Source organism: Streptomyces sp. DSM 106670 (assembly GCF_055792845.1).
In genome coordinates this window covers 201054-223628 of the sequence record NZ_CM147704.1, presented here as the reverse complement: position 1 = coordinate 223628, position 22575 = coordinate 201054, and the positions used below count along the sequence as shown (strand labels likewise).

Annotated in this window: 22 protein-coding genes; 13 read left to right on the top strand and 9 right to left on the bottom strand. The window is 72.6% G+C overall.

The features are described 5' to 3' along the window. The first annotated feature begins 76 nt into the window (after positions 1-76). On the top strand, positions 77-865 hold the full coding sequence (locus ACSMXR_RS01035; RefSeq protein WP_137231084.1) for an ABC transporter ATP-binding protein: 789 nt from the start codon (positions 77-79) through the stop codon (positions 863-865). A gap of 121 nt (positions 866-986) precedes the next feature. Here the strand turns inward: ACSMXR_RS01035 and meaB are convergent, their stop codons facing one another. From meaB to ACSMXR_RS01020, 3 genes are read right to left on the bottom strand one after another with little or no spacing between them, the layout of a single operon-like run. Further along, positions 987-1991 (bottom strand): methylmalonyl Co-A mutase-associated GTPase MeaB, encoded by a 1005-nt coding sequence (gene meaB / locus ACSMXR_RS01030; protein ID WP_137231086.1) that lies wholly within the window; start codon positions 1989-1991, stop codon positions 987-989. Positions 1992-2003: 12 nt separating this feature from the next. Beyond that, entirely contained in the window at positions 2004-4229 is a 2226-nt protein-coding gene (scpA, locus tag ACSMXR_RS01025; protein WP_473170971.1) for a methylmalonyl-CoA mutase, read from the bottom strand. Further along, positions 4229-6091, bottom strand: coding sequence for a methylmalonyl-CoA mutase family protein (locus tag ACSMXR_RS01020; protein WP_473170970.1), 1863 nt, complete (start codon positions 6089-6091; stop codon positions 4229-4231). The genes scpA and ACSMXR_RS01020 overlap by 1 nt, the downstream gene beginning before the upstream one ends. Positions 6092-6357: 266 nt before the next feature. On the opposite strand from ACSMXR_RS01020, the gene ACSMXR_RS01015 reads away from it, so the two are divergent. Further along, the gene (locus ACSMXR_RS01015; protein WP_473170969.1) at positions 6358-6879 is read left to right on the top strand and encodes a DUF6325 family protein; all 522 of its coding nucleotides are present in this window, start codon (positions 6358-6360) and stop codon (positions 6877-6879) included. A 79-nt stretch (positions 6880-6958) separates the two neighbouring features. Continuing rightward, positions 6959-7756: a tyrosine-protein phosphatase gene (locus ACSMXR_RS01010; protein ID WP_473170968.1), complete on the top strand. Its 798-nt coding sequence runs from the start codon at positions 6959-6961 to the stop codon at positions 7754-7756. 74 nt (positions 7757-7830) lie between these two features. Here ACSMXR_RS01010 and ACSMXR_RS01005 read toward each other — a convergent pair whose 3' ends face one another. Both ACSMXR_RS01005 and ACSMXR_RS01000 read right to left on the bottom strand, forming a co-directional pair. Further along, positions 7831-8235 carry a hypothetical protein gene (locus ACSMXR_RS01005; protein ID WP_473170967.1) on the bottom strand — a complete coding sequence of 135 codons (405 nt, stop codon included), beginning with the start codon at positions 8233-8235 and terminating at the stop codon, positions 7831-7833. Further along, a complete protein-coding gene (locus ACSMXR_RS01000) occupies positions 8232-8810 on the bottom strand; it encodes a hypothetical protein (RefSeq protein ID WP_473170966.1) in 579 nt (192 codons plus the stop codon). The genes ACSMXR_RS01005 and ACSMXR_RS01000 overlap by 4 nt, the downstream gene beginning before the upstream one ends. Positions 8811-9030: 220 nt before the next feature. On the opposite strand from ACSMXR_RS01000, the gene ACSMXR_RS00995 reads away from it, so the two are divergent. Together ACSMXR_RS00995 and ACSMXR_RS00990 are read left to right on the top strand one after the other, a co-directional pair. After that, positions 9031-9435 (top strand): DnaJ family domain-containing protein, encoded by a 405-nt coding sequence (locus ACSMXR_RS00995; RefSeq protein ID WP_137231100.1) that lies wholly within the window; start codon positions 9031-9033, stop codon positions 9433-9435. Positions 9436-9467: 32 nt separating this feature from the next. After that, positions 9468-9965 carry a GNAT family N-acetyltransferase gene (locus ACSMXR_RS00990; RefSeq protein ID WP_473170965.1) on the top strand — a complete coding sequence of 166 codons (498 nt, stop codon included), beginning with the start codon at positions 9468-9470 and terminating at the stop codon, positions 9963-9965. Positions 9966-10051: 86 nt separating this feature from the next. On the opposite strand, the gene ACSMXR_RS00985 is transcribed toward ACSMXR_RS00990, so the two are convergent. After that, positions 10052-10432, bottom strand: a complete 381-nt coding sequence (locus tag ACSMXR_RS00985) for a VOC family protein (protein WP_137231103.1) — start codon at positions 10430-10432, stop codon at positions 10052-10054. A gap of 155 nt (positions 10433-10587) precedes the next feature. Between ACSMXR_RS00985 and ACSMXR_RS00980 the strand changes: the two genes are divergently transcribed. Beyond that, entirely contained in the window at positions 10588-11154 is a 567-nt protein-coding gene (locus ACSMXR_RS00980) for a DUF6328 family protein (protein WP_473170964.1), read from the top strand. A 6-nt stretch (positions 11155-11160) separates the two neighbouring features. Here the strand turns inward: ACSMXR_RS00980 and ACSMXR_RS00975 are convergent, their stop codons facing one another. From ACSMXR_RS00975 to ACSMXR_RS00965, 3 genes are all read right to left on the bottom strand, one after another. Beyond that, positions 11161-11973, bottom strand: coding sequence for a VOC family protein (locus ACSMXR_RS00975; protein ID WP_137231107.1), 813 nt, complete (start codon positions 11971-11973; stop codon positions 11161-11163). 109 nt (positions 11974-12082) lie between these two features. Continuing rightward, a complete protein-coding gene (locus ACSMXR_RS00970) occupies positions 12083-12997 on the bottom strand; it encodes a cation diffusion facilitator family transporter (protein WP_381796071.1) in 915 nt (304 codons plus the stop codon). Positions 12998-13050: 53 nt separating this feature from the next. Further along, positions 13051-13392, bottom strand: coding sequence for a DUF6479 family protein (locus tag ACSMXR_RS00965; RefSeq protein ID WP_137231111.1), 342 nt, complete (start codon positions 13390-13392; stop codon positions 13051-13053). 229 nt (positions 13393-13621) lie between these two features. On the opposite strand from ACSMXR_RS00965, the gene ACSMXR_RS00960 reads away from it, so the two are divergent. From ACSMXR_RS00960 to ACSMXR_RS00930, 7 genes are all read left to right on the top strand, one after another. Then, on the top strand, positions 13622-14011 hold the full coding sequence (locus ACSMXR_RS00960; protein WP_103512346.1) for a hypothetical protein: 390 nt from the start codon (positions 13622-13624) through the stop codon (positions 14009-14011). 62 nt (positions 14012-14073) lie between these two features. Beyond that, positions 14074-14658 carry a (2Fe-2S)-binding protein gene (locus ACSMXR_RS00955; protein ID WP_137231115.1) on the top strand — a complete coding sequence of 195 codons (585 nt, stop codon included), beginning with the start codon at positions 14074-14076 and terminating at the stop codon, positions 14656-14658. Next, positions 14655-15656 (top strand): FAD binding domain-containing protein, encoded by a 1002-nt coding sequence (locus tag ACSMXR_RS00950; RefSeq protein ID WP_137231117.1) that lies wholly within the window; start codon positions 14655-14657, stop codon positions 15654-15656. Before ACSMXR_RS00955 ends, ACSMXR_RS00950 begins: the two co-directional genes overlap by 4 nt. Positions 15657-15730: 74 nt before the next feature. Next, positions 15731-17830, top strand: a complete 2100-nt coding sequence (locus tag ACSMXR_RS00945) for a xanthine dehydrogenase family protein molybdopterin-binding subunit (protein ID WP_381854212.1) — start codon at positions 15731-15733, stop codon at positions 17828-17830. A gap of 195 nt (positions 17831-18025) precedes the next feature. Beyond that, positions 18026-18484 (top strand): ATP-binding protein, encoded by a 459-nt coding sequence (locus tag ACSMXR_RS00940; protein WP_473170963.1) that lies wholly within the window; start codon positions 18026-18028, stop codon positions 18482-18484. 161 nt (positions 18485-18645) lie between these two features. Continuing rightward, positions 18646-20058 (top strand): NADP-dependent succinic semialdehyde dehydrogenase, encoded by a 1413-nt coding sequence (locus tag ACSMXR_RS00935; RefSeq protein ID WP_473170962.1) that lies wholly within the window; start codon positions 18646-18648, stop codon positions 20056-20058. A gap of 46 nt (positions 20059-20104) precedes the next feature. Beyond that, on the top strand, positions 20105-22501 hold the full coding sequence (locus ACSMXR_RS00930; RefSeq protein ID WP_473170961.1) for a phosphoketolase family protein: 2397 nt from the start codon (positions 20105-20107) through the stop codon (positions 22499-22501). The last annotated feature ends 74 nt before the right edge of the window (positions 22502-22575 follow it).

Here is a 22575-nt window from a genome sequence, read left to right as displayed (position 1 = left end):
GAGCGAGCTAAGGTTAGCCTTACTTTAGCGGCATCGGGCAAGATGATGTCCCATTCCTTCGGAAAGGCCGGTCCTCGTGGAAATCCGTGTCGAACAGCTCACCGCTGGATACGCCGGTCATACCGCCGTGGATCAGGTCGATCTGACGGTCCCCTCCGGGCAGGTCGTGGCGATCGTCGGCCCCAACGGCTGCGGCAAATCGACCCTTCTGCGCTCCATGGCCCGCCTCCACCAGCCCCGCTCCGGCACGGTGTTCGTCGGCGACGCCGACATCTGGCAGCTGCGCCAGCGCGACGCCGCCCACCGCATCGCCCTGCTGCCCCAGGCCCCGCAGGCCCCCGAGGCGGTCACCGTGGCCGGACTCGTACGGTACGGACGCCACCCGCACCAGGGGCTGTTCCGCCAGTGGTCGCGGGAGGACGAGGAGGCCGTCACCCGCGCCCTGGAGGCCACCGGCACCGCCGCTCTGGCCGGACGCCGGCTCGACCAGCTCTCCGGTGGCCAGCGGCAGCGCTGCTGGCTCGCCATGGCCCTCGCCCAGGAGACCCCCGTCGTGCTGCTCGACGAGCCCACCAGCGCCCTCGACATCGGCCACGCGGTGGAAGTCCTGGACCTGGTCCGCGAGGTCGCCGCCGAAGGCCGCACCATCGTCATGGTCGTCCACGACCTCGCCGCCGCCGCGCGGTACGCCGACACCCTGGTCGCCATGCGCGACGGGCGGATCATCGCCACGGGACCGCCCCGCGAGACCGTGGACGCGGCCCTGGTCCAGGAGCTCTACGGCATCGAGGCGGAGATCCTCACCGCGACCTCCGACGGGGCGCCCGTCGTCGTACCGACCGTACGCACGCCGGCCGCCGCCTGAGGCGCAGCCGACCGCGCAAGCGCCCACGGGCGCCCGAGAACGCCGAGGGGCCCCTCCGTCCGGGGGCCCCTCGGTTCGCTTCCTCGCTACAGCTACGGCTACAGCTACCGCGCCGACGCGTTCAGGCGGACGTGCCCGCACCGCCGCCGCGGAACGCGCCGAGAATCTCCTCGGCGGCCAGCGTCGCCGTCAACGTGCCCTCCCGGACCCGCTGTTCGAGCTCCGGCGCGAGCTTCCGCACCGCCGGGTTGCTGTACAGACTGTCCAGCAGCTCGTCCCGGACCATGGCCCAGGTCCAGTCCACCTGCTGGTCGCGCCGCTTGGCAGCCAGCCGGCCCGTCGACTCCAGGACCGTACGGTGCTGCTCCAGCCGCTCCCACAGGGTGTCCAGCCCGGTCGACTCGCGCGCGCTGCAGGTGAGCACCGGGGGCGTCCAGGCCGCGTCCGCCGGATGCATCAGCCGCAACGCGCCCGCCAGTTCACGGGCCGCCGAGCGGGCGTCGCGTTCGTGCGGGCCGTCGGCCTTGTTCACCGCGATGGCGTCCGCCAGCTCCAGGACGCCCTTCTTGATGCCCTGCAGCTGGTCACCGGTACGGGCCAGGGTCAGCAGCAGGAACGTGTCGACCATGTTGGCCACCGCCGTCTCCGACTGCCCGACCCCCACCGTCTCCACCAGCACCACGTCGTAGCCCGCCGCCTCCATCACCACGATGGACTCCCGGGTCGCCTTGGCCACCCCGCCCAGCGTGCCCGCCGTGGGGGAGGGCCGGACGAAGGCGGCCGGGTCCACCGCCAGGCGCTCCATCCGGGTCTTGTCGCCCAGGATGGAACCGCCCGTACGGCTGGAGGACGGGTCGACCGCCAGCACCGCCACCCGGTGCCCGAGCCCGGTGAGCATCGTGCCGAGCGCGTCGATGAACGTGGACTTGCCCACGCCCGGCACCCCGCTGATCCCGATCCGCCGGGCCGCCCCCGCGTGCGGCAGCAGCCGGCTCAGCAACTGCTGGGCCAGCACCCGGTGTTCGGCCCGTGTCGACTCGACGAGGGTGATCGCGCGCGCCACGAACGCGCGCTTCCCGTCGAGCACTCCCTGCACATAACCGTCGATGTCGATCTTCGCAGCCATCCGGTCAGCGGCTCACAGCTCGTGGCCGAGCGCGGCGCCGAGCCGCGTCACCAGGTCGTGGGCCGCGTCCGGGATCACCGTCCCCGGCGGGAAGACCGAGGCGGCGCCCGCCTCGTGCAGGGCCTCGATGTCCTGCGGCGGAATCACTCCGCCCACCACGATCATGATGTCCTCGCGCCCCTCGGCGGCCAGCTCCTCGCGCAGCGCCGGCACCAGCGTCAGATGCCCGGCCGCCAGCGAGGAGACGCCCACGATGTGCACGTCGGCCTCGACGGCCTGCCGCGCCACCTCGCCCGGCGTCTGGAACAGCGGGCCGACGTCCACGTCGAAGCCCAGGTCGGCGAAGGCCGTGGCGATCACCTTCTGGCCGCGGTCGTGGCCGTCCTGGCCCATCTTGGCGACCAGGATGCGCGGACGACGGCCCTCCGCCTCCTCGAACGCGTCGACCAGCGCACGGGTCCGGTCCACGGAAGGGGACTCTCCTGCCTCTTTGCGGTACACACCGGAGATCGTACGGATCTGCCCGGCGTGCCTGCCGTACACCTTCTCCAGCGCGTCCGAGATCTCGCCGACCGTGGCCATCGCGCGCGCCGCGTCGACCGCCAGTGCCAGCAGATTGCCCTCAAGACCCGGACCCGGGTCGCGCTCGGCGGCCGCCGTCAGCACCCGCAGCGCCTCCTGGCACGCCGTCTCGTCGCGCTCCTCGCGCAGCCGGCGCAGCTTCTCGATCTGCTGGGTGCGCACCGAGGAGTTGTCGACCTTGAGCACGTCGATCTGCTCGTCGGTCTCCACCCGGTACTTGTTCACCCCGATCACCGGCTGCCGCCCGGAGTCGATCCGCGCCTGCGTCCGCGCCGCGGCCTCCTCCACCCGGAGCTTGGGGATGCCCGCGTCGATGGCCTTCGCCATCCCGCCGGCCGCCTCGACCTCCTCGATGTGCTGCCAGGCCCGGTCCGCCAGATCGCGGGTCAGCTTCTCCACGTACGCGCTGCCGCCCCACGGGTCGATGACCCGGCAGGTGCCGGACTCCTGCTGGAGCAGGAGCTGGGTGTTACGGGCGATCCGCGCCGAGAAGTCGGTGGGCAGCGCCAGCGCCTCGTCGAGTGCGTTGGTGTGCAGCGACTGGGTGTGGCCCTGCGTCGCGGCCATCGCCTCCACACACGTACGCGTCACGTTGTTGAACACGTCCTGTGCGGTCAGCGACCAGCCCGAGGTCTGCGAATGGGTGCGCAGCGAAAGGGACTTGGGGTTCTTCGGGTCGAACTGCTTGACCAGCCGCGCCCAGAGCAGCCGGGCCGCCCGCAACTTGGCGACCTCCATGAAGAAGTTCATGCCGATCGCCCAGAAGAACGACAGCCGGGGCGCGAACGCGTCGACGTCCAGACCGGCCTCCTGCCCGGCGCGCAGATACTCCACACCGTCGGCCAGCGTGTACGCCAGCTCCAGATCGGCCGTCGCCCCGGCCTCCTGGATGTGATAGCCGGAGATCGAGATGGAGTTGTAGCGCGGCATCTTCTGCGAGGTGAACGCGAAGATGTCGGAGATGATCCGCATCGACGGGGTCGGCGGATAGATATAGGTGTTGCGGACCATGAACTCCTTCAGAATGTCGTTCTGAATGGTCCCGGCCAACTTCTCGGGCGGTACGCCCTGTTCCTCGGCGGCCACGATGTACAGCGCCAGCACGGGAAGCACCGCGCCGTTCATCGTCATCGACACCGACATCCGGTCCAGCGGAATGCCGTCGAACAGCTGGCGCATGTCGTAGATCGAGTCGATCGCCACCCCGGCCATGCCGACGTCACCCGTCACCCGGGGGTGGTCGCTGTCGTAGCCCCGGTGGGTCGGCAGGTCGAAGGCGACCGACAGACCCTTCTGCCCGGCCGCGAGGTTGCGCCGGTAGAAGGCGTTGGACTCCTCGGCCGTGGAGAAACCGGCGTACTGACGGATCGTCCAGGGCTGGTTGACGTACATCGTCGGGTAGGGGCCGCGCAGATACGGGGCGATGCCCGGGTAGCTGTGCAGCGCGTCCAGACCCTCCAGGTCCTCACCCGTGTAGAGCGGCTTGACCGTGATCCCCTCGGGCGTCTCCCAGAGCGGCGCCTCGGCGCCGTCGGCCGCCTTGGTCACGGCCGCCTGCCACTCCTCGGCGGAACCGGCGGGCGGCGCGGTGGACGCCAACGGCAGGTCGGAGAAGTCGGGAACGGAGCTGGTGCGTTCCGTGGGCGGTGTCGGCATCACGCCACTCCCATGCGGTCGAGTACGGAGGTGAGAACGGCGACCGCGTCGCAGCCCGCGAAGACATAGGCGTCGACATCGGCGTACTCGCCGGGGCGCCCCGCGAGGAACACCTGCGCCGCGCCCGCCGACTTCAGCGCACCGGCCACCGCGTCCGCCCGCTCGGCGTAGAGCGCGTCCGAGGAGCACAGCACGGCGACCGACGCCCCGGAGGCGGCCAGCGCACCGGCGGCGGTGTCCGCGTCCACGGAGACCGGGTCGTGCACCGCCTCGATCCCGCCCGCCCCGAAGAGGTTGACGGCGAACGAGACCCGCGCGGTGTGCGCCGCGGCCGGGCCGAGCGCGGCGACGAACACCTTCGGGCGGCTTCCGGTCGCCGCGAGGTGCGCGTCCGACCGGGCCCGCAGCACCTCGAACGCCTCGTCCCGCCGGACCCGGGGCAGACCGCCCGGAGCCCCGGCGTACACGTCGGGGGCGGGCTCGCGCTCCACCGGACGCTCGCCGGGCATCGGGAACTCGCTGACCCCGGTGATCGGCTCCTTGCGGCGCGCCAGCTTCGCACTGCGCGTCGCCCAGGTGGCCGCCAGCCGCTCCGCGACCAGCCCGGAGCGCAGGGCGGCGGGCAGCCCGCCCGCCCGCTCGGTCTCCTGGAAGAACGCCCAGGCGGCCGCCGCGAGTTCGTCCGTCAGCCGCTCCACGTACCAGGAGCCGCCCGCCGGGTCGATGACCCGCGCCAGATGCGACTCCTCCATGAGGATCGTCGAGGTGTTACGGGCGATCCGCCGCGCGAACGCGTCCGGCAGGCCCAGCGCGTGATCGAACGGCAGCACGGTCACGGAGTCCGCGCCGCCGACGCCCGCGCCGAGCGTGGCCAGCGTGGTGCGCAGCATGTTCACCCACGGGTCGCGGCGCGTCATCATCACCGGAGAGGTGACGGCGTGCTGCCGCTGGGCCCCGGCGGCGGGAGCCCCGGAGGCCTCGGCGACCCGCGCCCACAGCCGGCGCGCCGCGCGCAGCTTGGCGATGGTCAGGAACTGGTCGGCGGTGGCCGCGTAACGGAACTCCAGCTGGCCGCAGGCCGCCTCCACGCTCATCCCGGCAGCGGTCAGGGCCCGCAGATAGGCGACGCCGGCGGCCAGCGAGAGCCCCAGCTCCTCGGCCGCCGAACCGCCCGCCTCGTGGTACGGCAGCGCGTCCACGGCGACCGCCCGCAGTCCCGGGTACTCCGCGTCGCACCGCTGCGCCCAGCGCACGGCGGGGGCGAGATCCGCCGCGACGCCCGTCCGGGCCTCGTGGCCGAGCGGGTCGACGCCCAGCGTGCCGCGCGCCTCGTGCCGGGCTACGCCGCGCTCCTCGTACAGCCGCAGCAGTTCCGTCGCCGCGGCGTCCGGATCGGCCGGGGCGTCGAGCGCGACGGGTGCGAGATCGAGGTATACGCCCTCCAGCGCCCGCGCGAGCCCGTCGACGGGGACGCCCGCCGGGCCGCCCACCGTGAGCCAGAGCGAGGTGACCCCGTTCTCCAGATCGCCGAGCAGCGCCTCGTTCAGCCGGGCCGGGTCGGAGAGGGTGTGGCGCTGGCGCACGTCCCAGCCGCCCGCCGCGTTCCCCTCGGCCCTGCTGCCCCGGGTGAAGGGGGCGAAGCCGGGGAAACCGGTGTCCGGCGACTCGTCGCTCGCGGTGTAGAGGGGGCGGGTGGTGAGCCCGTCCTCCAGTGTGGTGGACAGCGCTTCCTCGGCGGCCGAGCCCGTGACTTCCTTGCCCGACTTGCGCAGTACGCCTTCGACGAGGCTCTGCCACTGGTCATGGGAAGGGTCGGGGAACGCGGCGGCCGGAGAGAGCCCGTCAGCAGGCTGGACCGTCATGCTCAGATGCTAGGCCAGTGCGCGGAATGAGCAGCAGGGGCACGTGCTGTGACCTTGCCCTCTCGGGTATGCACTTGATCCTTTACATGCGGTCGCGTAACCGGCGCGGCGGACGGCGGGCGGCAACACGACGGTCCTCGACATCGGGATGAATCGGGACAGAGATGCATATTATGTGCGAAGTTTCCTGATTTGTTATGTCATCCCTGGAATGCCGTATCCACCCCGGCGCCCTGTGGCCGCCGGGATACGGAGAGGACGCGACCGTGGCCGTCGGACCTGTGGAATACCTCGTCATCGCCTTCCCCTGCAGTCGCTTCACCGGGTCGGTCGCCCCCGCCCTCGCCGACGCCGTGTCGTCCGGCGCCGTACGCGCCGGTGACCTGGCCTTCGTCCGCCGGGCCGAGGGCGGCGCGCTGACCCCGGTGGGCCTGCGGGAGCTGGACCCCGAGGGAGTGGTTCCCGCCGATGCGGCGGAGGGCGGGGCGGCGGTGGTGCTGGGCGCGGAGGACATCGAACGGCTCGACGGTGGAGTGCCGGCGGGCGATGTCGTCGCGATCGTGGTCCGGGAAGACCTGTGGACCACCGGGCTCGCCCGCACGGCCCGCGAGGCGGGCGGCGCCTTCGTCGCCCACGAGCGCCTCACCACGGGCGGCGGCGACGCCGGTGAGGAGAGCGCGGGGGACGACATCATCACCCGGCTGGAGCGGCTCGCCGAACTGTGGAAGCGGGACGTCCTCACCGACGACGAGTTCGTGGAGCAGAAGACGAAACTCCTGTCGGACTGACGTCCTTTCCGCACTGCATGCGTCGTTGATCCTGATATACGGAATTCTTGGAATTCATCGGGGAAAGAGGCAGTTCATCGTGCAGACCGCCCGGACCGTTCCGGCCGCCACCGTTGTCAATCTGCGCGACCTGGGCGGCATCGCCCTGGGCCGTGACCGCCGGGTGCGGCAGGGCCTGCTGTTCCGCTCGGGGCAGCTGAGCGAGCTCGACCCGGCGAGCGACCGGGCGGTGTCGGCGCTCGGCATCCGTACCGTCGTGGACCTGCGGACCGCCGACGAGCGCCGGTGGGCCCCGGACCGGCTGCCGGACCGGGCCCGACTCTTCGTCGCCGACGTCCTGGGCGACCACCCGGGCGTGGCGCCCGCCCGGCTGCGGTCCCTGCTGGCCGACCCGGTCGAGGCGGAGCGGACGCTGGGCGGCGGCCGGGCCGAGGAACTGTTCGCCGAGACCTACCGGAAGATGGTCCTCTCGCCCGGCGCGGCGGCCGCCTACCGGGCCTTCCTGGAAACGGTGGCCGACGCCGGTGCCCGCCCGGTGCTCTTCCACTGCACGGCAGGCAAGGACCGTACGGGCTGGGCGGCGGCCGTCCTGCTGATGATCCTCGGAGCGGCTCGCGCCACGGTGCGGTCGGACTTCGTCGCGGTCAATCCCGCCGTACGGGCCGCCTTCGCCCCGTACGTGGCGAAGTTCCTGGACGGCGGGGGCGACCCCGCCGTCGCCGCGGCGATCATCGAGGTCCGCCCCCGCTATCTCGACGTGGCGCTCGACGCCATGGACGAGCGCTGGGGCGGCCTCGACGGCTATGTGCGCGACGGACTGCGGGTGCCCGACGCCGTACTGGAGCGGCTGCGCGACGGCCTGGTGATCCACGGCTGACCCGTACGGAAGCGACGCGAGCGCGGGAAGGGGCCGGTCCGGCTGGGACCGGCCCCTTCCGTACGCGCTTCGGGCTAGAGGCGTACGAGGCGTTCTGTCAGGTCGCGGTAGTGCTGGAGGGCGATCCGCAGATCCTCGGTCTCCGCCCCGGTGGGCGCGTCGCGCTCGTCCTTGCCCGCGCGCAGTCGCCGCCCGCGTTCCGCCAGGGCGGCCCCGAGGTCCGCCACCACCTCCTCGAACGTGGCGTCGGCGTCCCGCACCGCCCGGTGCGGATCCGCCACGAACCCGGCCACCGCCTGCTGGATCCGGGCGGTGAACGCCTCCTGTTCCTCGGGGGCGAACAGCGGCCGCCCGGGGTGCGGGCCGCCCTCGGCGGGGCCCGGGTTCCGCACGGGCGTCCCCGTGTCCAGGGGCCCGGCGCCCTCGGGGCGGTCCGTGCTGTCGGGCGTCTGCGTCGTTTCGTCCGTCGTCCGCGTCATGATGTGCCGCGTCCCTTCACCAGATGCCGGTTGCCGTGCTCACGCCCCGACGGGCCGTCCGCGAGCAGGGAGTCGAAGAGCCCGCGGGCATCGACCAGCGCCTCGCGCATCTCCTCGGTGCTCGCGTCCCCGCGTCGCGCGGAGTGCACCCGCCGATAGCCGTGGACGTGCGCGGCATGGTGGACGGAGAGCGCGTCCGTACGGTCCTCGAAGTCCTCGCCGGCCGGGAAGCCGCGCTCGCGCGACAGATCCGCCAGCAGCGTGTCGGCTTCGGCGAGCGCCCGCCCGGGCGATTCGACGAAGAGTTCCTGGGCGCTCGCCCAGCGGGCGGCGTAGCGCGCGCGGGCCTCGTCGGTCAGCGGGCGCTTCTCCAGCCGCCCGTGCCGCTTCACCCGGTCGCCGAGCTCCCGCTCGGCCGCCGCGGTGTCGCCGTCGTGCCGGGCGACCACCCGCTCGTACTCCGGTCCGAAGCGGCTGCGCAGCCCCCGGCCGCCGACCGGACCTCCACGGAGCAGGAAGAACGCGGCGATGGCCGCCACGACGACCACGGCGATGATGATGATCGCTGTCGTCACGGCTACCGCCCCCAACGTTCATCGGCCGGTACGTAGCTCTGCTGTCGCACAGTGGTCAACCCCTTTCGGTCCGGGCCCGGCGGCAATCGCCGGGCGGTGCGCAGGAGTTCGTGTACCCCCGGTTGCCCGTTCGAGGCCGCCGCCTTCCGGCCGGAGGGCCCGTGCGGCGTCCTGGGTAGGGTGAAGGAGTCGGATCGGCTGCAGGTCGGAGGGACACGCGATGACGGAGCGCAAACCACCGGGAGTCAGTTTCGAATCCTGGGTCGACCGGCAGATTCACGAGGCGGAACAGCGCGGCGACTTCTCCGCGCTCCCGGGCTTCGGCAAGCCGATCGCCGGTCTTGAACGCCCGTACGACGAGACCTGGTGGATCAAGCAGAAGATGCAGCGGGAAGGCGTGTCGATGCTGCCGCCCGCCCTGGCCCTGCGCAAAGAGGCGGAAGACGTTCCCGCCGCGGTCTCCGCCGCTCGCACCGAGGCCGAGGTGCGGCGCATCCTGACCGAGGTGAACGAGAAGATCGAACGCGCGATCAGGAGGCCGCCCGAGGGCCCGCCGCTGGGACTGAAGCCCTTCGACGTGGACGGGACCGTACGCCGCTGGCGCGAGGAACGCCGCCCGGCCTAGGGCTTGTCGTCACCGTGCCGCATACTCGCCGTATGGGATCGGGCGGAACAGGGCGGCGGCGCGGGCCCGCCGCACGGCGCGCCGATGTGGTGGTGCGCCGCGCCGAGGCGGGCGACGCGGGCCGTCTGACCCGGCTGGTCCGCACCTCACGCGCCTACGAGGGCCCGTACGCACCGATGGTCGAGGGCTACCGGGTCGGGCCGGACTACATCGCCGTGCACCGGGTCTTCGTCGCCGCGGACGGCGGCACGGGACAGATCCTCGGCTTCTACGCGCTGCTCCTCGACCCGCCGGAGCTGGACCTGATGTTCGTCGCCGACTCCGCCCAGGGGCTCGGCATCGGCCGGCTGCTCGCGGGCCATCTGCGCGAGGAGGCCCGGAACGCCGGGCTCACGGGCGTCCGGATCGTCTCCCATCCGCCCGCCGAGGGCTTCTACCGCAGCATCGGCGCCGAACCCGTCGGCACGGTCCTCGCCGCCCCGCCCGCGGTGATGTGGGACCGCCCCGAGTTCCTGCTGCGCATCGGCTGAGGCGCGCCGCCCCGGGGACGACCGGAGCCCGGCCGCACGGGTGCGCGGCCGGGCTCCGGGACCGGACGGGGTGCTGCGGGTGCTGATCAGCCGCCGTACGGGCGGGTGATCAGCTCCATCCCATGACCGTTCGGATCGGGGAAGTACACGCCCCGCCCGCCGTCGTTGTGGTTGATCTCGCCGGGAATCTTCTGATGGGGATCGGCGTAATAGTCGATTCCCCGCTCCTGGATCTTCGCGAACGCGGTGTCGAACTCCGCCTCCGAGATGAGGAACGCGTAGTGCTGCGGGGTGATCGAAGCGGCGGGAATCGTCGCGAAATCCAGCGTGACGCTGTTCGCGAGAACGACCGGAATGAACGGCCCCCACTCTTCTCCGACCGCCAGGCCCAGCAGGTCCGCCAGGAATTCCGCGGACTCGCGGTTGTCCCGGCAATGGACGATGGTGTGGTTCAACTCGACTGACACGGTGGAATGCCTCCAACGGGCATCTCACGGGCTACCTCCACGCCTCACCCGGCCGGTGACCGACGCGCGATGCCCTGCGGTGATCCTAGGCGGGCCGCCTCCCGCCGGTCCACGGGAATGGGCCCGTGACCGCGGGGAACCCGTGAATTCCGGCCATGGGCGCGCCGCCACGCGGGAAGGGAGGTCACGTGACATTCAGCAGAGGCCGTCAGGAGACCCAGGAGGAGCGGGCGGACCGGCAGTGGTCCGAACTCCTCCAGGAACTGCGCGTCGCGCAGACCGGCGTCCAGATCCTCTTCGGCTTTCTGCTCGCGGTGGTCTTCCAGTCGCGTTTCGAGGAGCTGGGGAACACCGACCGGACCATCTACGTGATCACGGTCATGCTGGGCTCGGCGACCGCGGCGGCGCTCATCGGCCCCGTCTCGTACCACCGGCTCCTCACCGGCCGCCGGATGAAGCCCGAGACGGTCATCTGGGCCTCCAGGATGACCGTCCTCGGCCTGGTGCTGCTCTTCTGCACCATGTGCTCGGCGCTGCTGCTGATCCTCCGTGTCGCCCTGCACAATCAGCTGGCGCTGTGGCTGGTCGGCGCGATGGCCCTGTGGTTCCTGGCCTGCTGGTTCGTCTTCCCGGTATGGGCCCTGGCCCGGGGGAGCGCTGCGCGGGACGAGAGCGATGACGAGGACGAGTCGGGAAACGGCCCCGGGGCCAGGGCTTCCTAGGCCGTGTCAGGCTGGGCTGCGCAGATCGGTCACCGCGAACAGCGCGCCGTTCGGGTCCCGCAGCGTGACCTCGGTGCCCCCGAAGCCGGTGCGCTCCTCGACGAGGTCGCCGCCGTGCCGTTCGGCGGCCGAGACCGTCGCCGCGAGGTCCGTCACCGGGAACTGGACCTGCCAGTGCGGGCGCACCACCGGTTCGGCCGCGCTCTCCTCGGCGCCGGAGCTGATCCGGGCCAGCGCATGCCCCTCGCACCGCACGATGACCTCGTCGCCCTCGTACGCCACATCGCAGCAGCCCGGCCGTCCGCTCGCCCAGTCGAGTACCTCGCCGTAGAAGATCGCCGCGTCGAAGGCGTTACGGGTCCGCAGCCGCAGCCAGGCGTGCGCGTGGTCGGCCGGGGCCGGCGGCGAGGTGGAGGGCTCGGTGCGCTCCCACAGGCCGAACGCCGCCCCGTCCCGGTCCGACGCCAGCACCCCGCGCCCCTTGCCGAGCGTCAGCGGCCCCACCGCCACGGTCCCGCTGCGCTCACGGATCCGGGCGGCGGCCACGTTCGCGTCCTCCACCGCGAAGTACGGCGTCCAGGCCACCGCGACCTGGAACGCCGTGGAGACGGCGAAGGCGCCGGCCACCGGCACCTCGTCGCGGTAGGCCACCGCGTAGTCCGAACCGAGCCGCCCGGGCCGGAACGACCAGCCCAGGACCTGTGCGTAGAACCGTTCGGCCGTCTCCAGGCTCCGGGTCATGAGGGTGACCCAGCACGGTGCGGCCGGGCCCGTCAGCGGGGCCGCCGATGAGGCCGTACGGGGATCGCTTCCGGTCATGGTCCACTGCCTTCTTCGGGGAGCGGCGTTCTGCCCGGCCGCTGCGGTCCAGCAACCAGCCTCGAACGGCCCGCCCGGTCCCGCAACGCGGGCCGGGGCGCCTGCGGGGTCACAGACCGGCGCGCGGCGGCGCGTTCGTGATGTCGAGGAAGATCTGGTCGGCCTGCGGCCACCGGTCGGCCATCGCCTCCCTGATCCGCATCGAGACCTCCTCCACCCGTTCGCTGTCGATGCCGGGGGCGAGGTCGATCCGGGCGGCCACCAGGACCGAGTCCATGCCCAGCCGCATCGTGAGGAGCTCGGCGACGTTGTCGATCTCGCCCTGGCGCATCAGGAAGCCCACCAGATCGCGTCGCAGCTCGGGATCGACGGCCTCGCCGATCAGCTGGTCGCGGGCGTCCCGGCCGAGCCGGAAGGCCACGTAGACCAGCAGCAGCCCGATGCCCAGCGAGGCCGCCGCCTCCCAGACCACGCTGCCGGTGGCCAGATGCAGCCCCATGCCCGCCATCGCCAGGGTGACGCCGAGGACCGCCGTGCTGTCCTCCGCGATGACGGTGCGCAGCGCCGGGTCCAGTGCCCCGCGCTTCTCGCCGCGCGCCTGGTGCAGGGCCCGGCTCAGCGAGGTGGCCTCGGCGACGAAGGCCACGCCGAGCACGATCAGCCCCGCCGTGTAGCCCTCGGGCGGATCGTGGTCGCCCCGGCGGAGGGCGGAGAGGCCTTGGTAGAACGAGAAACAGCCGCCCATCACGAAGATCCCGACAGCGGCCAGCAGCGCCCAGAAGTAGCGCTCCTTGCCGTATCCGAACGGATGACGGGCATCGGCGGGACGGCGGCTGCGCCGGAGCGCGGCGAGCAGGAAGACCTCGTTGAGGCTGTCGGCGACCGAGTGGGCGGCCTCGGAGAGCAGGGCGGGGGAGCCGGAGGCCAGCCCGCCCAGGGTCTTGGCCGCCGCGATCACGAGGTTGGCGGCGAGCGCCACCAGGACCGTGAGTCGGGTACGTCGGTCGGCGGCCGAGCCGGCCATCACAACCTCCTGAGCAGAGGGGGCCGACGTGACGCCCCCGCGGGACGGGCCGGTCAGCCGTTCGGCCGCTCCTCGTCCGGCGGCAGCGGGCCGTTGCCGTGGTCCTTCAGCTCGTACGGCGACAGGGCGTGGCCGTCCTCGGGGAACTGATCGGAGGAATGCGGGTCGTGCTGTTCGACGTGGGTGCGCCGCTCGGGCGTCTCCGGCTGCTCATGGGGCTGGGGCGGCGGCGGCTCGGCGTCGTGCTTGCGCTTGCTGAGGATGAAGCCGCCGATCAGCAGGGCGACGACGGCCAGCGCCACGATGGGCATGACGACCCCGAGGGCGCCCGTGGTCGCAGCGAGCGGAACCTCGGCGGACACCTCGGCCGCGGTGACTGCATTCAGAACGTCCATGCAATGCCCATACCCCGGGAGGAGGGCATCAGTCAGCTATTCACATCAATTCATGTTTTATGGGTATCTCGCGGGAAACGCGTTTCAAGACCGTGGGCCAGGACAGCCCTCCTGCCCGCCCTCCAGGTGTTCCAGGCCTCTTTCGGGTGCTTCCCGTGTCGCCGTCGGCCGGATGCGGGGTCAGCCTGGAGTGGTCCCGAAGGCCGGCACCCCAGCGGAAGGAACCACGGTGAACAGCACCCCCGAGCAGAGCGGCGAGGATCACCCGGCGGGCCGGGAGGTGGTGGTCTCGCTCGGCCGCTGCGACACCCAGGACGCGCGGACCGTGTTCGACGTGCTCGCCACCGCCTTCGCCTCCGACCACCCGATGGGCGAGACCCCCGCACCGGTCTCCGGCCCCCGCCCCACCGCCTGGGTCACCACCGTCGACGTGTCCGAACCGCGGGCGGACGTCACCCCCGCCCGCCTCACCGCACCGGTCACGGTGGACGCCCAGGGCGGCTACTGGGCCGTCGACCGGCTGCGCACCCACCTCACCGGAGCCTTCGTGGTGAGCGTCGTCGGCACGGCCGCCGGGGACCAGGAGCAGGAGGTCAGGCTGCGGCTGGAGAGCCGCTGACCGGACCGGACCAGAACCCGGCCGGGGTGGCCCGGCCGCACGGCGAAGCGAAAGGCGCGCGCATGGATTCCCTCGCTCTCGGAGCGGACCTCGAACCGGAACCGGTCGTCGACGAACGCTCCGCCGTGACGCTGTACGTCAACGGCGAGGAGACGACGCTGACCGTCGACCACCGTGCCACCGTCCTGGAGACGCTGCGGGAGGACTTCGGACTCACCGGCGCCAAGAAGGGCTGCGACCACGGCCAGTGCGGAGCCTGCACGGTCCTCGTCGACGGACGCCGGGTCAACAGCTGTCTGCTGCTCACCGTCGCCCGGAACGGCGCCACGATCACCACCGTGGAAGGGCTCGCCGACGGCGAGAGCCTGCACCCGGTGCAGCAGGCGTTCGTCGAGCGGGACGCCCTCCAGTGCGGCTTCTGCACCCCGGGCCAGATCTGCTCGGCCGTGGGAATGCTCCGCGAGGCCGCCGACGGCCACCCCTCGCACGCCACCGCACCGGATTCCTTCGCCGCCGGGCCGGACGGGACCGTCGCCGGAGCCGTCGTGCTCGACGCCGACGAGATCCGGGAACGGATGAGCGGCAACCTGTGCCGGTGCGGGGCCTACCCCCGGATCGTCGAAGCCATCGAGGACGTGATCGAGTGAAACCGTTCGGCTATGCGCGCCCCGCCTCCACCGACGAGGCCGTCCGGCTCTGCGCGGCCGGCCCCGGCGCCCGCTTCCTGGGCGGCGGCACCAATCTGGTGGACCTGATGAAACTCGGCGTCGAGACGCCCCGGATCCTCATCGACGTCGCCGGGCTGCCGCTCGACCGGGTGACCCGGACGGCCGAAGGCGGCCTGAGCATCGGCGCCACCGTGCGCAACAGCGACCTCGCCGCCCACCCCGACGTCATCGAGAGCTACCCCGTGCTGTCCCAGGCGCTGCTGGCCGGGGCCTCCGGCCAGCTCCGCAACACCGCCACCACCGGCGGCAACCTGCTCCAGCGCACCCGGTGCCGCTATTTCCAGGACGTCTCCAAGCCCTGCAACAAACGGCTCCCCGGCTCCGGCTGCCCCGCGCGCGAAGGCACCCACCGCGACCTCGCCATCCTCGGGCACTCGCCGGAGTGCGTGGCCACCAACCCGTCCGACATGGCCGTGGCCCTCGCCGCGCTCGACGCGACCGTGCTGCTGCTCGGCCCCGAGGGCGAACGGGCCGTCCCCCTCACGGAATTCCACCGGCTGCCGGGGGAGAACCCCGACCAGGACACCGTGATCAGGCCCGGCGAGCTGATCACCGAGGTGCTGCTCCCGCCGCCGGCGCCCGGCACCGCCTCCCGCTACCGCAAGGCCCGCGACCGCGCCTCGTTCGCCTTCGCGCTGGTCTCCGTCGCCGCCACCGTCCGGGTGGCCGCCGGCCGCGTCGAGCACGCCACGCTGGCGTTCGGCGGCGTCGCCCACCGTCCCTGGCGGGCCCGCAGGGCCGAGGCCGAGCTGCGCGGCGCACCGGCCACGCCCGCCGTCCTCCAGCACGCCCTGATCGCCGAACTGGCCGAGGCCCGGCCGCTGCGCGACAACGCGTTCAAGGTGGACCTCGCCCGCCGCCTCGCCCTCGACGTGCTCGGCGAACTCACCGCCCGGCAGCCCGCCCGGACCGGCTGAACCGCCGGGACCGGCCGTAACCGCCCGGGGCACCCGCGCCCGCCCGCACCACCGACCCCCGAGGACCCATCGCCATGACCACCCGAGCCCCGCAGTTCCCCGGTGCGCCCGTCGTCCGCAGAGAGGCCCGGGACAAGGTCACCGGCACCGCCCGCTACGCGGCCGACCGCACACCCTCCGGCTGTCTGTACGCCTGGACCGTCCCGGCCACCGTCGCGGCCGGTCGCGTCACCGCCGTACGGGCCGTCGACGCCCTCGCCGTACCCGGCGTCCACGCCGTCCTCACCCACGACAACGCGCCCCGGCTCCGGGAGCCCGACGACCCGATCCTCGCCGTGCTCCAGGACGACCGGGTCCCGCACCACGGCTGGCCGATCGCCCTCGTGATCGCCGACAGCCTCGAAGCGGCCCGGACCGGCGCCGGGGAACTCCACGTCGAGTACGAGCGCGACCCGTTCGACGTCACCCTCACCGAGGACCACCCCGGCCTCTACACGCCCGAGGAGGCCAACGGCGGCTTCCCCGCCGTCCGGGTCCGCGGCGACGTGGAACGCGCCCTGGCCGGGGCGCGCGTCCAGGTCGACGCCACGTACCGGATGGGCGCCCTGCACAACCACCCCATGGAGCCGCACGCCGCCACCGCCGTATGGGAGGACGGACACCTCACCGTCCACGACGCCAGCCAGGGCTCCGACAAGGTGCGCGGCAGCCTCGCCCGGGCGTTCGGCCTGGAACCGGACCGGATCACCGTGGTCTCCGAGCACGTCGGCGGCGGCTTCGGCTCGAAGGGCACCACCCGCCCCCAGGCGGTCCTGGCCGCGATGGCCGCCCGGCACACCGGGCGGCCGGTGAAGCTGGTGTTCCCCCGCGCCCAGCTGGCGGAGGTCATCGGCCACCGGGCCCCCACGATCCAGCGGGTCCGGCTCGGCGCGGACCTGGACGGGGTGCTCACCGCGGTCAGCCACGAGGTCGTCACCCAGACCTCCACCGTGAAGGAGTTCGTCGAGCAGGCCGCCGTGCCCGCCCGCACCATGTACGCCTCGCCGTACAGCCGGACCGCGCACCGGGTGACCGCCCTCGACGTCCCCAGCCCCTCCTGGATGCGCGCCCCGGGGGAGGCCTCGGGGATGTACGCCCTGGAGTCCGCCATGGACGAGCTCGCCTCCGCGCTCGGCCTGGACCCCGTGGAGCTGCGGCTGCGCAACGAACCGGAGACCGAACCGGACAGCGACCGCCCCTTCAGCAGCCGCGGTCTCGCCGCCTGCCTGCGCGACGGCGCCGCGCGCTTCGGCTGGCACGACCGCGACCCCCGGCCCGCCGCCCGCCAGGAGGGCCGCTGGCTCATCGGTACGGGCGTGGCCTCGGCGACGTACCCCGTGCTCGTCTCCCGCTCCACCGCGAGCGCCCACGCCGCACCGGACGGCGCGCTGAGCATCGCGGTCAACGCCACCGACATCGGCACCGGGGCCCGCACCGTGCTGGCCCAGATCGCCGCCGACGCGCTCGGCGTCGACCCCGGGGCCGTACACATCGACATCGGCTCCACCGATCTGCCCACCGCCCCGCTGGCCGGCGGCTCCTCCGGCACCGCCTCCTGGGGCTGGGCCGTGCACAAGGCCGCCGCCGACCTGGCCGCCCGCCTCGCGGAACACACCGGACCGCTGCCGCCCGACGGGATCACCACCACCGCCGACACCGAGCAGGAGACCGGCGAGGAGTCCCCGTACGCCCGGCACGCCTTCGGGGCCCACTTCGCCGAGACCGCCGTGGACTCCGTCACCGGCGAGGTGCGCGTACGCCGGCTGCTCGGCGTGTACGCCGCCGGGCGGATCCTCAACGCCCGCACCGCGCGCTCCCAGTTCACCGGAGGCATGGTGATGGGCATCGGCATGGCGCTCACCGAGGGCTGCGGCCTCGACCCCGACTTCGGCGACTTCACCGCCAAGGACCTCGCCGCCTACCACGTGCCCGTCTGCGCCGACACGGCCGACATCCAGGCCCACTGGATCGAGGAGGACGACCGCCACCTCAACCCGATGGGCAGCAAGGGCATCGGCGAGATCGGGATCGTCGGCACAGCGGCCGCCATCGGGAACGCCGTCCGCCACGCCACCGGCGCCCGGCTGCGCGAACTGCCCCTCGCCCCGGACACCTTGCTGCCCTACCTGCTGTGATCGTCCTGAGCCCGGACACCGGCTCCGACCAGCACGGACGGCCCAGCTGTTGCGCGTCCGGCGTACCGGCCTCACCCTGAGGAGTGACCCAGAAGTGATCAGTGCTCACGCTTCGTGTTCGGGGGTCGTTCGTACGACGGGGTGAAAGGTACGACGGGGTGAAGCACGTGGGCCTCGTGGTGAGGAGCCTCGACGATGACCGTTCCACTCGACCGGCACTACTCGGTCGAACTGCAGGTGTCGGCAGAGCGCGTTTCCCAGCTGCGGCGGATCGTCGCCGCACACCTCCGTCACTGGAGTCTCGATCTGCACGTCCGGCCGGTGGGCCGGGCCCTGGACGAACTCCTGACCAACGTCCACCGGCATGTCGGCGACGGCAACACCTGCGTCCTCGAACTCCGCTGGACCGGACGGCACGTGACCGTGTCCGTCGCGGACAACAGCGCCCGGATGCCCCGGCTGCTGCCGGCCGGCGGCGGGCTGAGCCGGGTGATGGCCCTGAGCGACAGCTGGGGCACCTGCCGGACCATGGACGGCAAGGTGGTCTGGTTCACCCGCTACGCCGAGGCGCCGAAGACCGCGGGCCTGCTCCCGTACGCCCCGCTGCCCGGCGTCCGTACCGCCCGCGACCTGCCCCTGGCAGCGCTCGTATAACCGCCCCGGAAGGGCGGACCGCACACCGGCCGACGCGGAACGTGCCCCCTGGGCACGCATGATCCGCGTCGGCCGGGTACGTGCGGGGGAGGGGAGGGCCGCGTTGCGCGGACCGGTGCGGCGCGGCACGGTCGAAGTACCGATGCTAGGAGGCCACTGCCATGCCCATCGCGACGGTCAACCCCGCGAACGGCGAACTGATCAGGTCCTTCGACGCCCTGGGCGAGGAGGAGACGCACCGCAGGATCACCGCCGCCGCGGAGACCTTCCACCAGTACCGCACCACCCCCTTCGAACAGCGCGCCACCTGGCTGAACCGTGCCGCCGACCTCCTCGACGAGGACCGCGACACCATCGCCCGCACGATGACCGTCGAGATGGGCAAGCCCATCACGGCAGCCCGCGCCGAGGCGGCGAAGTGCGCGAAGGCGATGCGCTGGTACGCCGCCCACGCCGAGGGGCTGCTCGCCGACGAACACCCGGACCCCGCCGATGTGAAGGACTCCGGAGCCGCCCGCGCGCTGGTCCGCTACCGTCCGCTCGGCGTGGTCCTCGCGGTGATGCCGTGGAACTTCCCGCTCTGGCAGGTGGTGCGCTTCGCCGCCCCCGCGCTGATGGCGGGCAACGTCGGACTCCTCAAGCACGCGTCGAACGTCCCGCAGACCGCCCTCTACCTGGAGGACCTCTTCCACCGGGCCGGATTCCCGGCGGGCTGCTTCCGTACGCTGCTGATCGGCTCCGGCGCGGTCGAGGCGGTCCTGCGCGACCCGCGCGTCGTCGCGGCCACCCTCACCGGCAGCGAACCGGCCGGGCGCGCCGTCGCCGCCACCGCCGGTGACGAGGTCAAGAAGACCGTGCTGGAACTCGGCGGCAGCGACCCCTTTCTCGTGCTGCCCTCGGCGGACGTGGAGAAGGCCGCCGCCACCGCCGTCACCGCCCGGGTCCAGAACAACGGCCAGTCCTGCATCGCCGCCAAGCGCTTCATCGTGCACGCCGACGTCTACGACACGTTCGCCGAGCACTTCACCGCGGGCATGCGCGCCCTGACCGTCGGCGACCCGCTGGAGGACGCCACCGACATCGGCCCGCTCTCCACCGAACAGGGCCGCGCCGACCTGGAGGAACTCGTCGACGACGCCGTCGAACGCGGGGCCCGGGCACTGTGCGGCGGACGCCGGCCCGACAAGCTCGGCGGCGGCCTGGAGAACGGCTGGTTCTACGAGCCCACCGTGCTCGCCGGCATCACCACCGCCATGCGCGTCCACCGCGAGGAGACCTTCGGACCGGTCGCCACCCTCTACCGGGTCGCCGACCTCGACGAGGCGGTCCAGCTGGCCAACGACACGCCCTTCGGCCTCAGCTCCAACGTGTGGACCCGCGACCCCGGCGAGCAGGAGCGCTGCGCCCGTGACCTGGAGGCGGGCGGGGTCTTCTTCAACGGGATGACCGCTTCGCACCCCGCCCTGCCCTTCGGCGGGATCAAGCGCTCCGGTTACGGACGTGAGCTCGCCGGACACGGCATCCGCGAGTTCTGCAACGCCACCACGCTCTGGTACGGCCCCGAGGCGTCCTGACGACACCCCCGCCCGTGCGCCGTCACCCGATGAGGAGACCTGCCCCGTGAGCGACCCCCGTACCGCAGCCGCGCCCTCCGCGACCGCCGCGCTCTCCGACGACGAACTCGCCGCGCTCGACGCGCACTGGCGCGCGGCCAACTACCTCGCCGTCGGCCAGATCTATCTGATGGCCAACCCCCTGCTGACCCGGCCGCTCGTCCCCGAGGACATCAAGCCCCGGCTGCTCGGCCACTGGGGCACCTCGCCAGGGCTCAACCTCGTCCACACCCACCTCAACCGCGTGATCAAGGCCCGTGAACTGAGCGCCCTGTGCGTCTGGGGCCCCGGCCACGGCGGGCCCGCCGTCCTCGCCAACTCCTGGCTGGAGGGCAGCTACTCCGCCACCTATCCGGACGTCGGGCGGGACGCCGCGGGCATGGGCGCGCTGTTCAGGCAGTTCTCGTTCCCCGGCGGTGTGCCCAGCCATGTCGCCCCCGAGACCCCCGGCTCCATCCACGAGGGCGGCGAACTCGGCTACGCCCTCGCCCACGCCTACGGAGCCGCCTTCGACCACCCGGACCTGCTGGTGGCCTGTGTGATCGGCGACGGCGAGGCCGAGACAGGACCGCTCGCCGCCTCCTGGCACGGAGACAAATTCCTCGACCCGGTCCACGACGGGGCCGTCCTGCCCGTCCTCCACCTCAACGGCTACAAGATCGCCAACCCGACGGTCCTCGCCCGGATCCCGGAGGAGGAACTGGACCGCTTGCTGCGCGGCTACGGCCACGACCCGCTGTTCGTCACCGGCGACGACCCGGCCGCCGTCCACCGGGCGCTCGCCGCCGCCATGGACACCGCCCTGGACCGCATCGGCGCGTACCAGCGGGCGGCCCGCGAGGACGGCGCGACCGAACGCCCCCGCTGGCCCATGATCGTGCTGCGCACCCCCAAGGGCTGGACCGGCCCCGCGGAGGTCGACGGGCAGCCCGTCGAGAACACCTGGCGCTCCCACCAGGTCCCGCTCTCCGGCGTCCGCGACCACCCCGATCACCTGCGGCAGCTGGAGACCTGGCTGCGCTCCTACCGCCCCGGCGAACTCTTCGACGCCGACGGCCGGCCCACCGAACAGGTCCTCGCCTGTGTGCCCGAGGGCGACGCCCGGCTCGGCTCCACCCCGTACGCCAACGGCGGGCTGCTCCTGCGCGACCTCCCGCTGCCCGACCCGGCGGACCACGCCGTACGGGTCGACAGGCCCGGCACCACGCTCCACGAGCCCACCAGGGTGCTCGGCGGCCTCCTGGAGAGCGTCATGGCCGCCACCGCCGAGCGCAGGGACTTCCGGGTGGTCGGCCCCGACGAGACCGCCTCCAACCGGCTGGACGCCCTCTACCGGGCCACCGGCAAGGCCTGGCAGGCCGAGACCCTGCCCACCGACGAACACCTCGCCCACGACGGCCGGGTGATGGAAGTGCTCTCCGAACACCTCTGCCAGGGCTGGCTGGAGGGCTATCTGCTCACCGGACGGCACGGGCTCTTCTCCAGTTACGAGGCGTTCGCCCACATCGTCGACTCCATGGTCAACCAGCACATCAAGTGGCTGCGCACCTCGCGCCGGCTGCCCTGGCGGCGGCCCATCGCCTCGCTCAACTACCTGCTCACCTCGCACGTCTGGCGCCAGGACCACAACGGCTTCTCGCACCAGGACCCGGGCTTCGTCGACCACATCCTCAACAAGAGCCCCGAGGTCGTCCGCGTCTACCTCCCGCCGGACGCCAACACCCTGCTCTCGGTGGCCGACCACGCGCTGCGCAGCCGGGACTACGTCAACGTCATCGTCGCCGGGAAGCAGCCGACCTTCGACTGGCTCACCCCCGAGGAGGCCCGCGCCCACTGCGCGCGCGGGGCCGGAGCCTGGACCTGGGCCGGGACCGAGGACGGCGGGCGCGAACCGGACGTGGTCCTCGCCTGCGCCGGGGACGTACCCACCCAGGAGACGCTGGCCGCCGCCGACCTGATCCGCCGCCATCTGCCGGAGCTGGCCGTCCGGGTCGTCAACGTCGTCGACATCGCCCGGATGATGCCCGACACGGAACACCCGCACGGTATGCCGGACTCCGAGTACGACGCCCTGTTCACCCGCGACAAGCCGGTGATCTTCGCCTACCACGGCTACCCGTGGCTGATCCACCGGCTCGCCTACCGCCGGACCGGCCACGCCCACCTCCATGTGCGCGGCTACAAGGAGGAGGGCACCACGACCACGCCGTTCGACATGGTCGTCCGCAACGACCTCGACCGCTACCGGCTGGTCATGGACGTCATCGACCGGGTGCCGGGGCTCGGCGTCCGCGCCGTCGCCGTACGCCAGGAGATGGCGGACACCCGTACCCGCCACCACGCCTGGATCCGCGAGCACGGCACGGATCTGCCGGAGGTCGTGGACTGGAAGTGGGGCGGCTGACCGAGGCTTCCACCGGCCGCCGTTCTTCCGTACCGGCCGATGAGCGATCATGGACGGCGACCCGACACCCACCG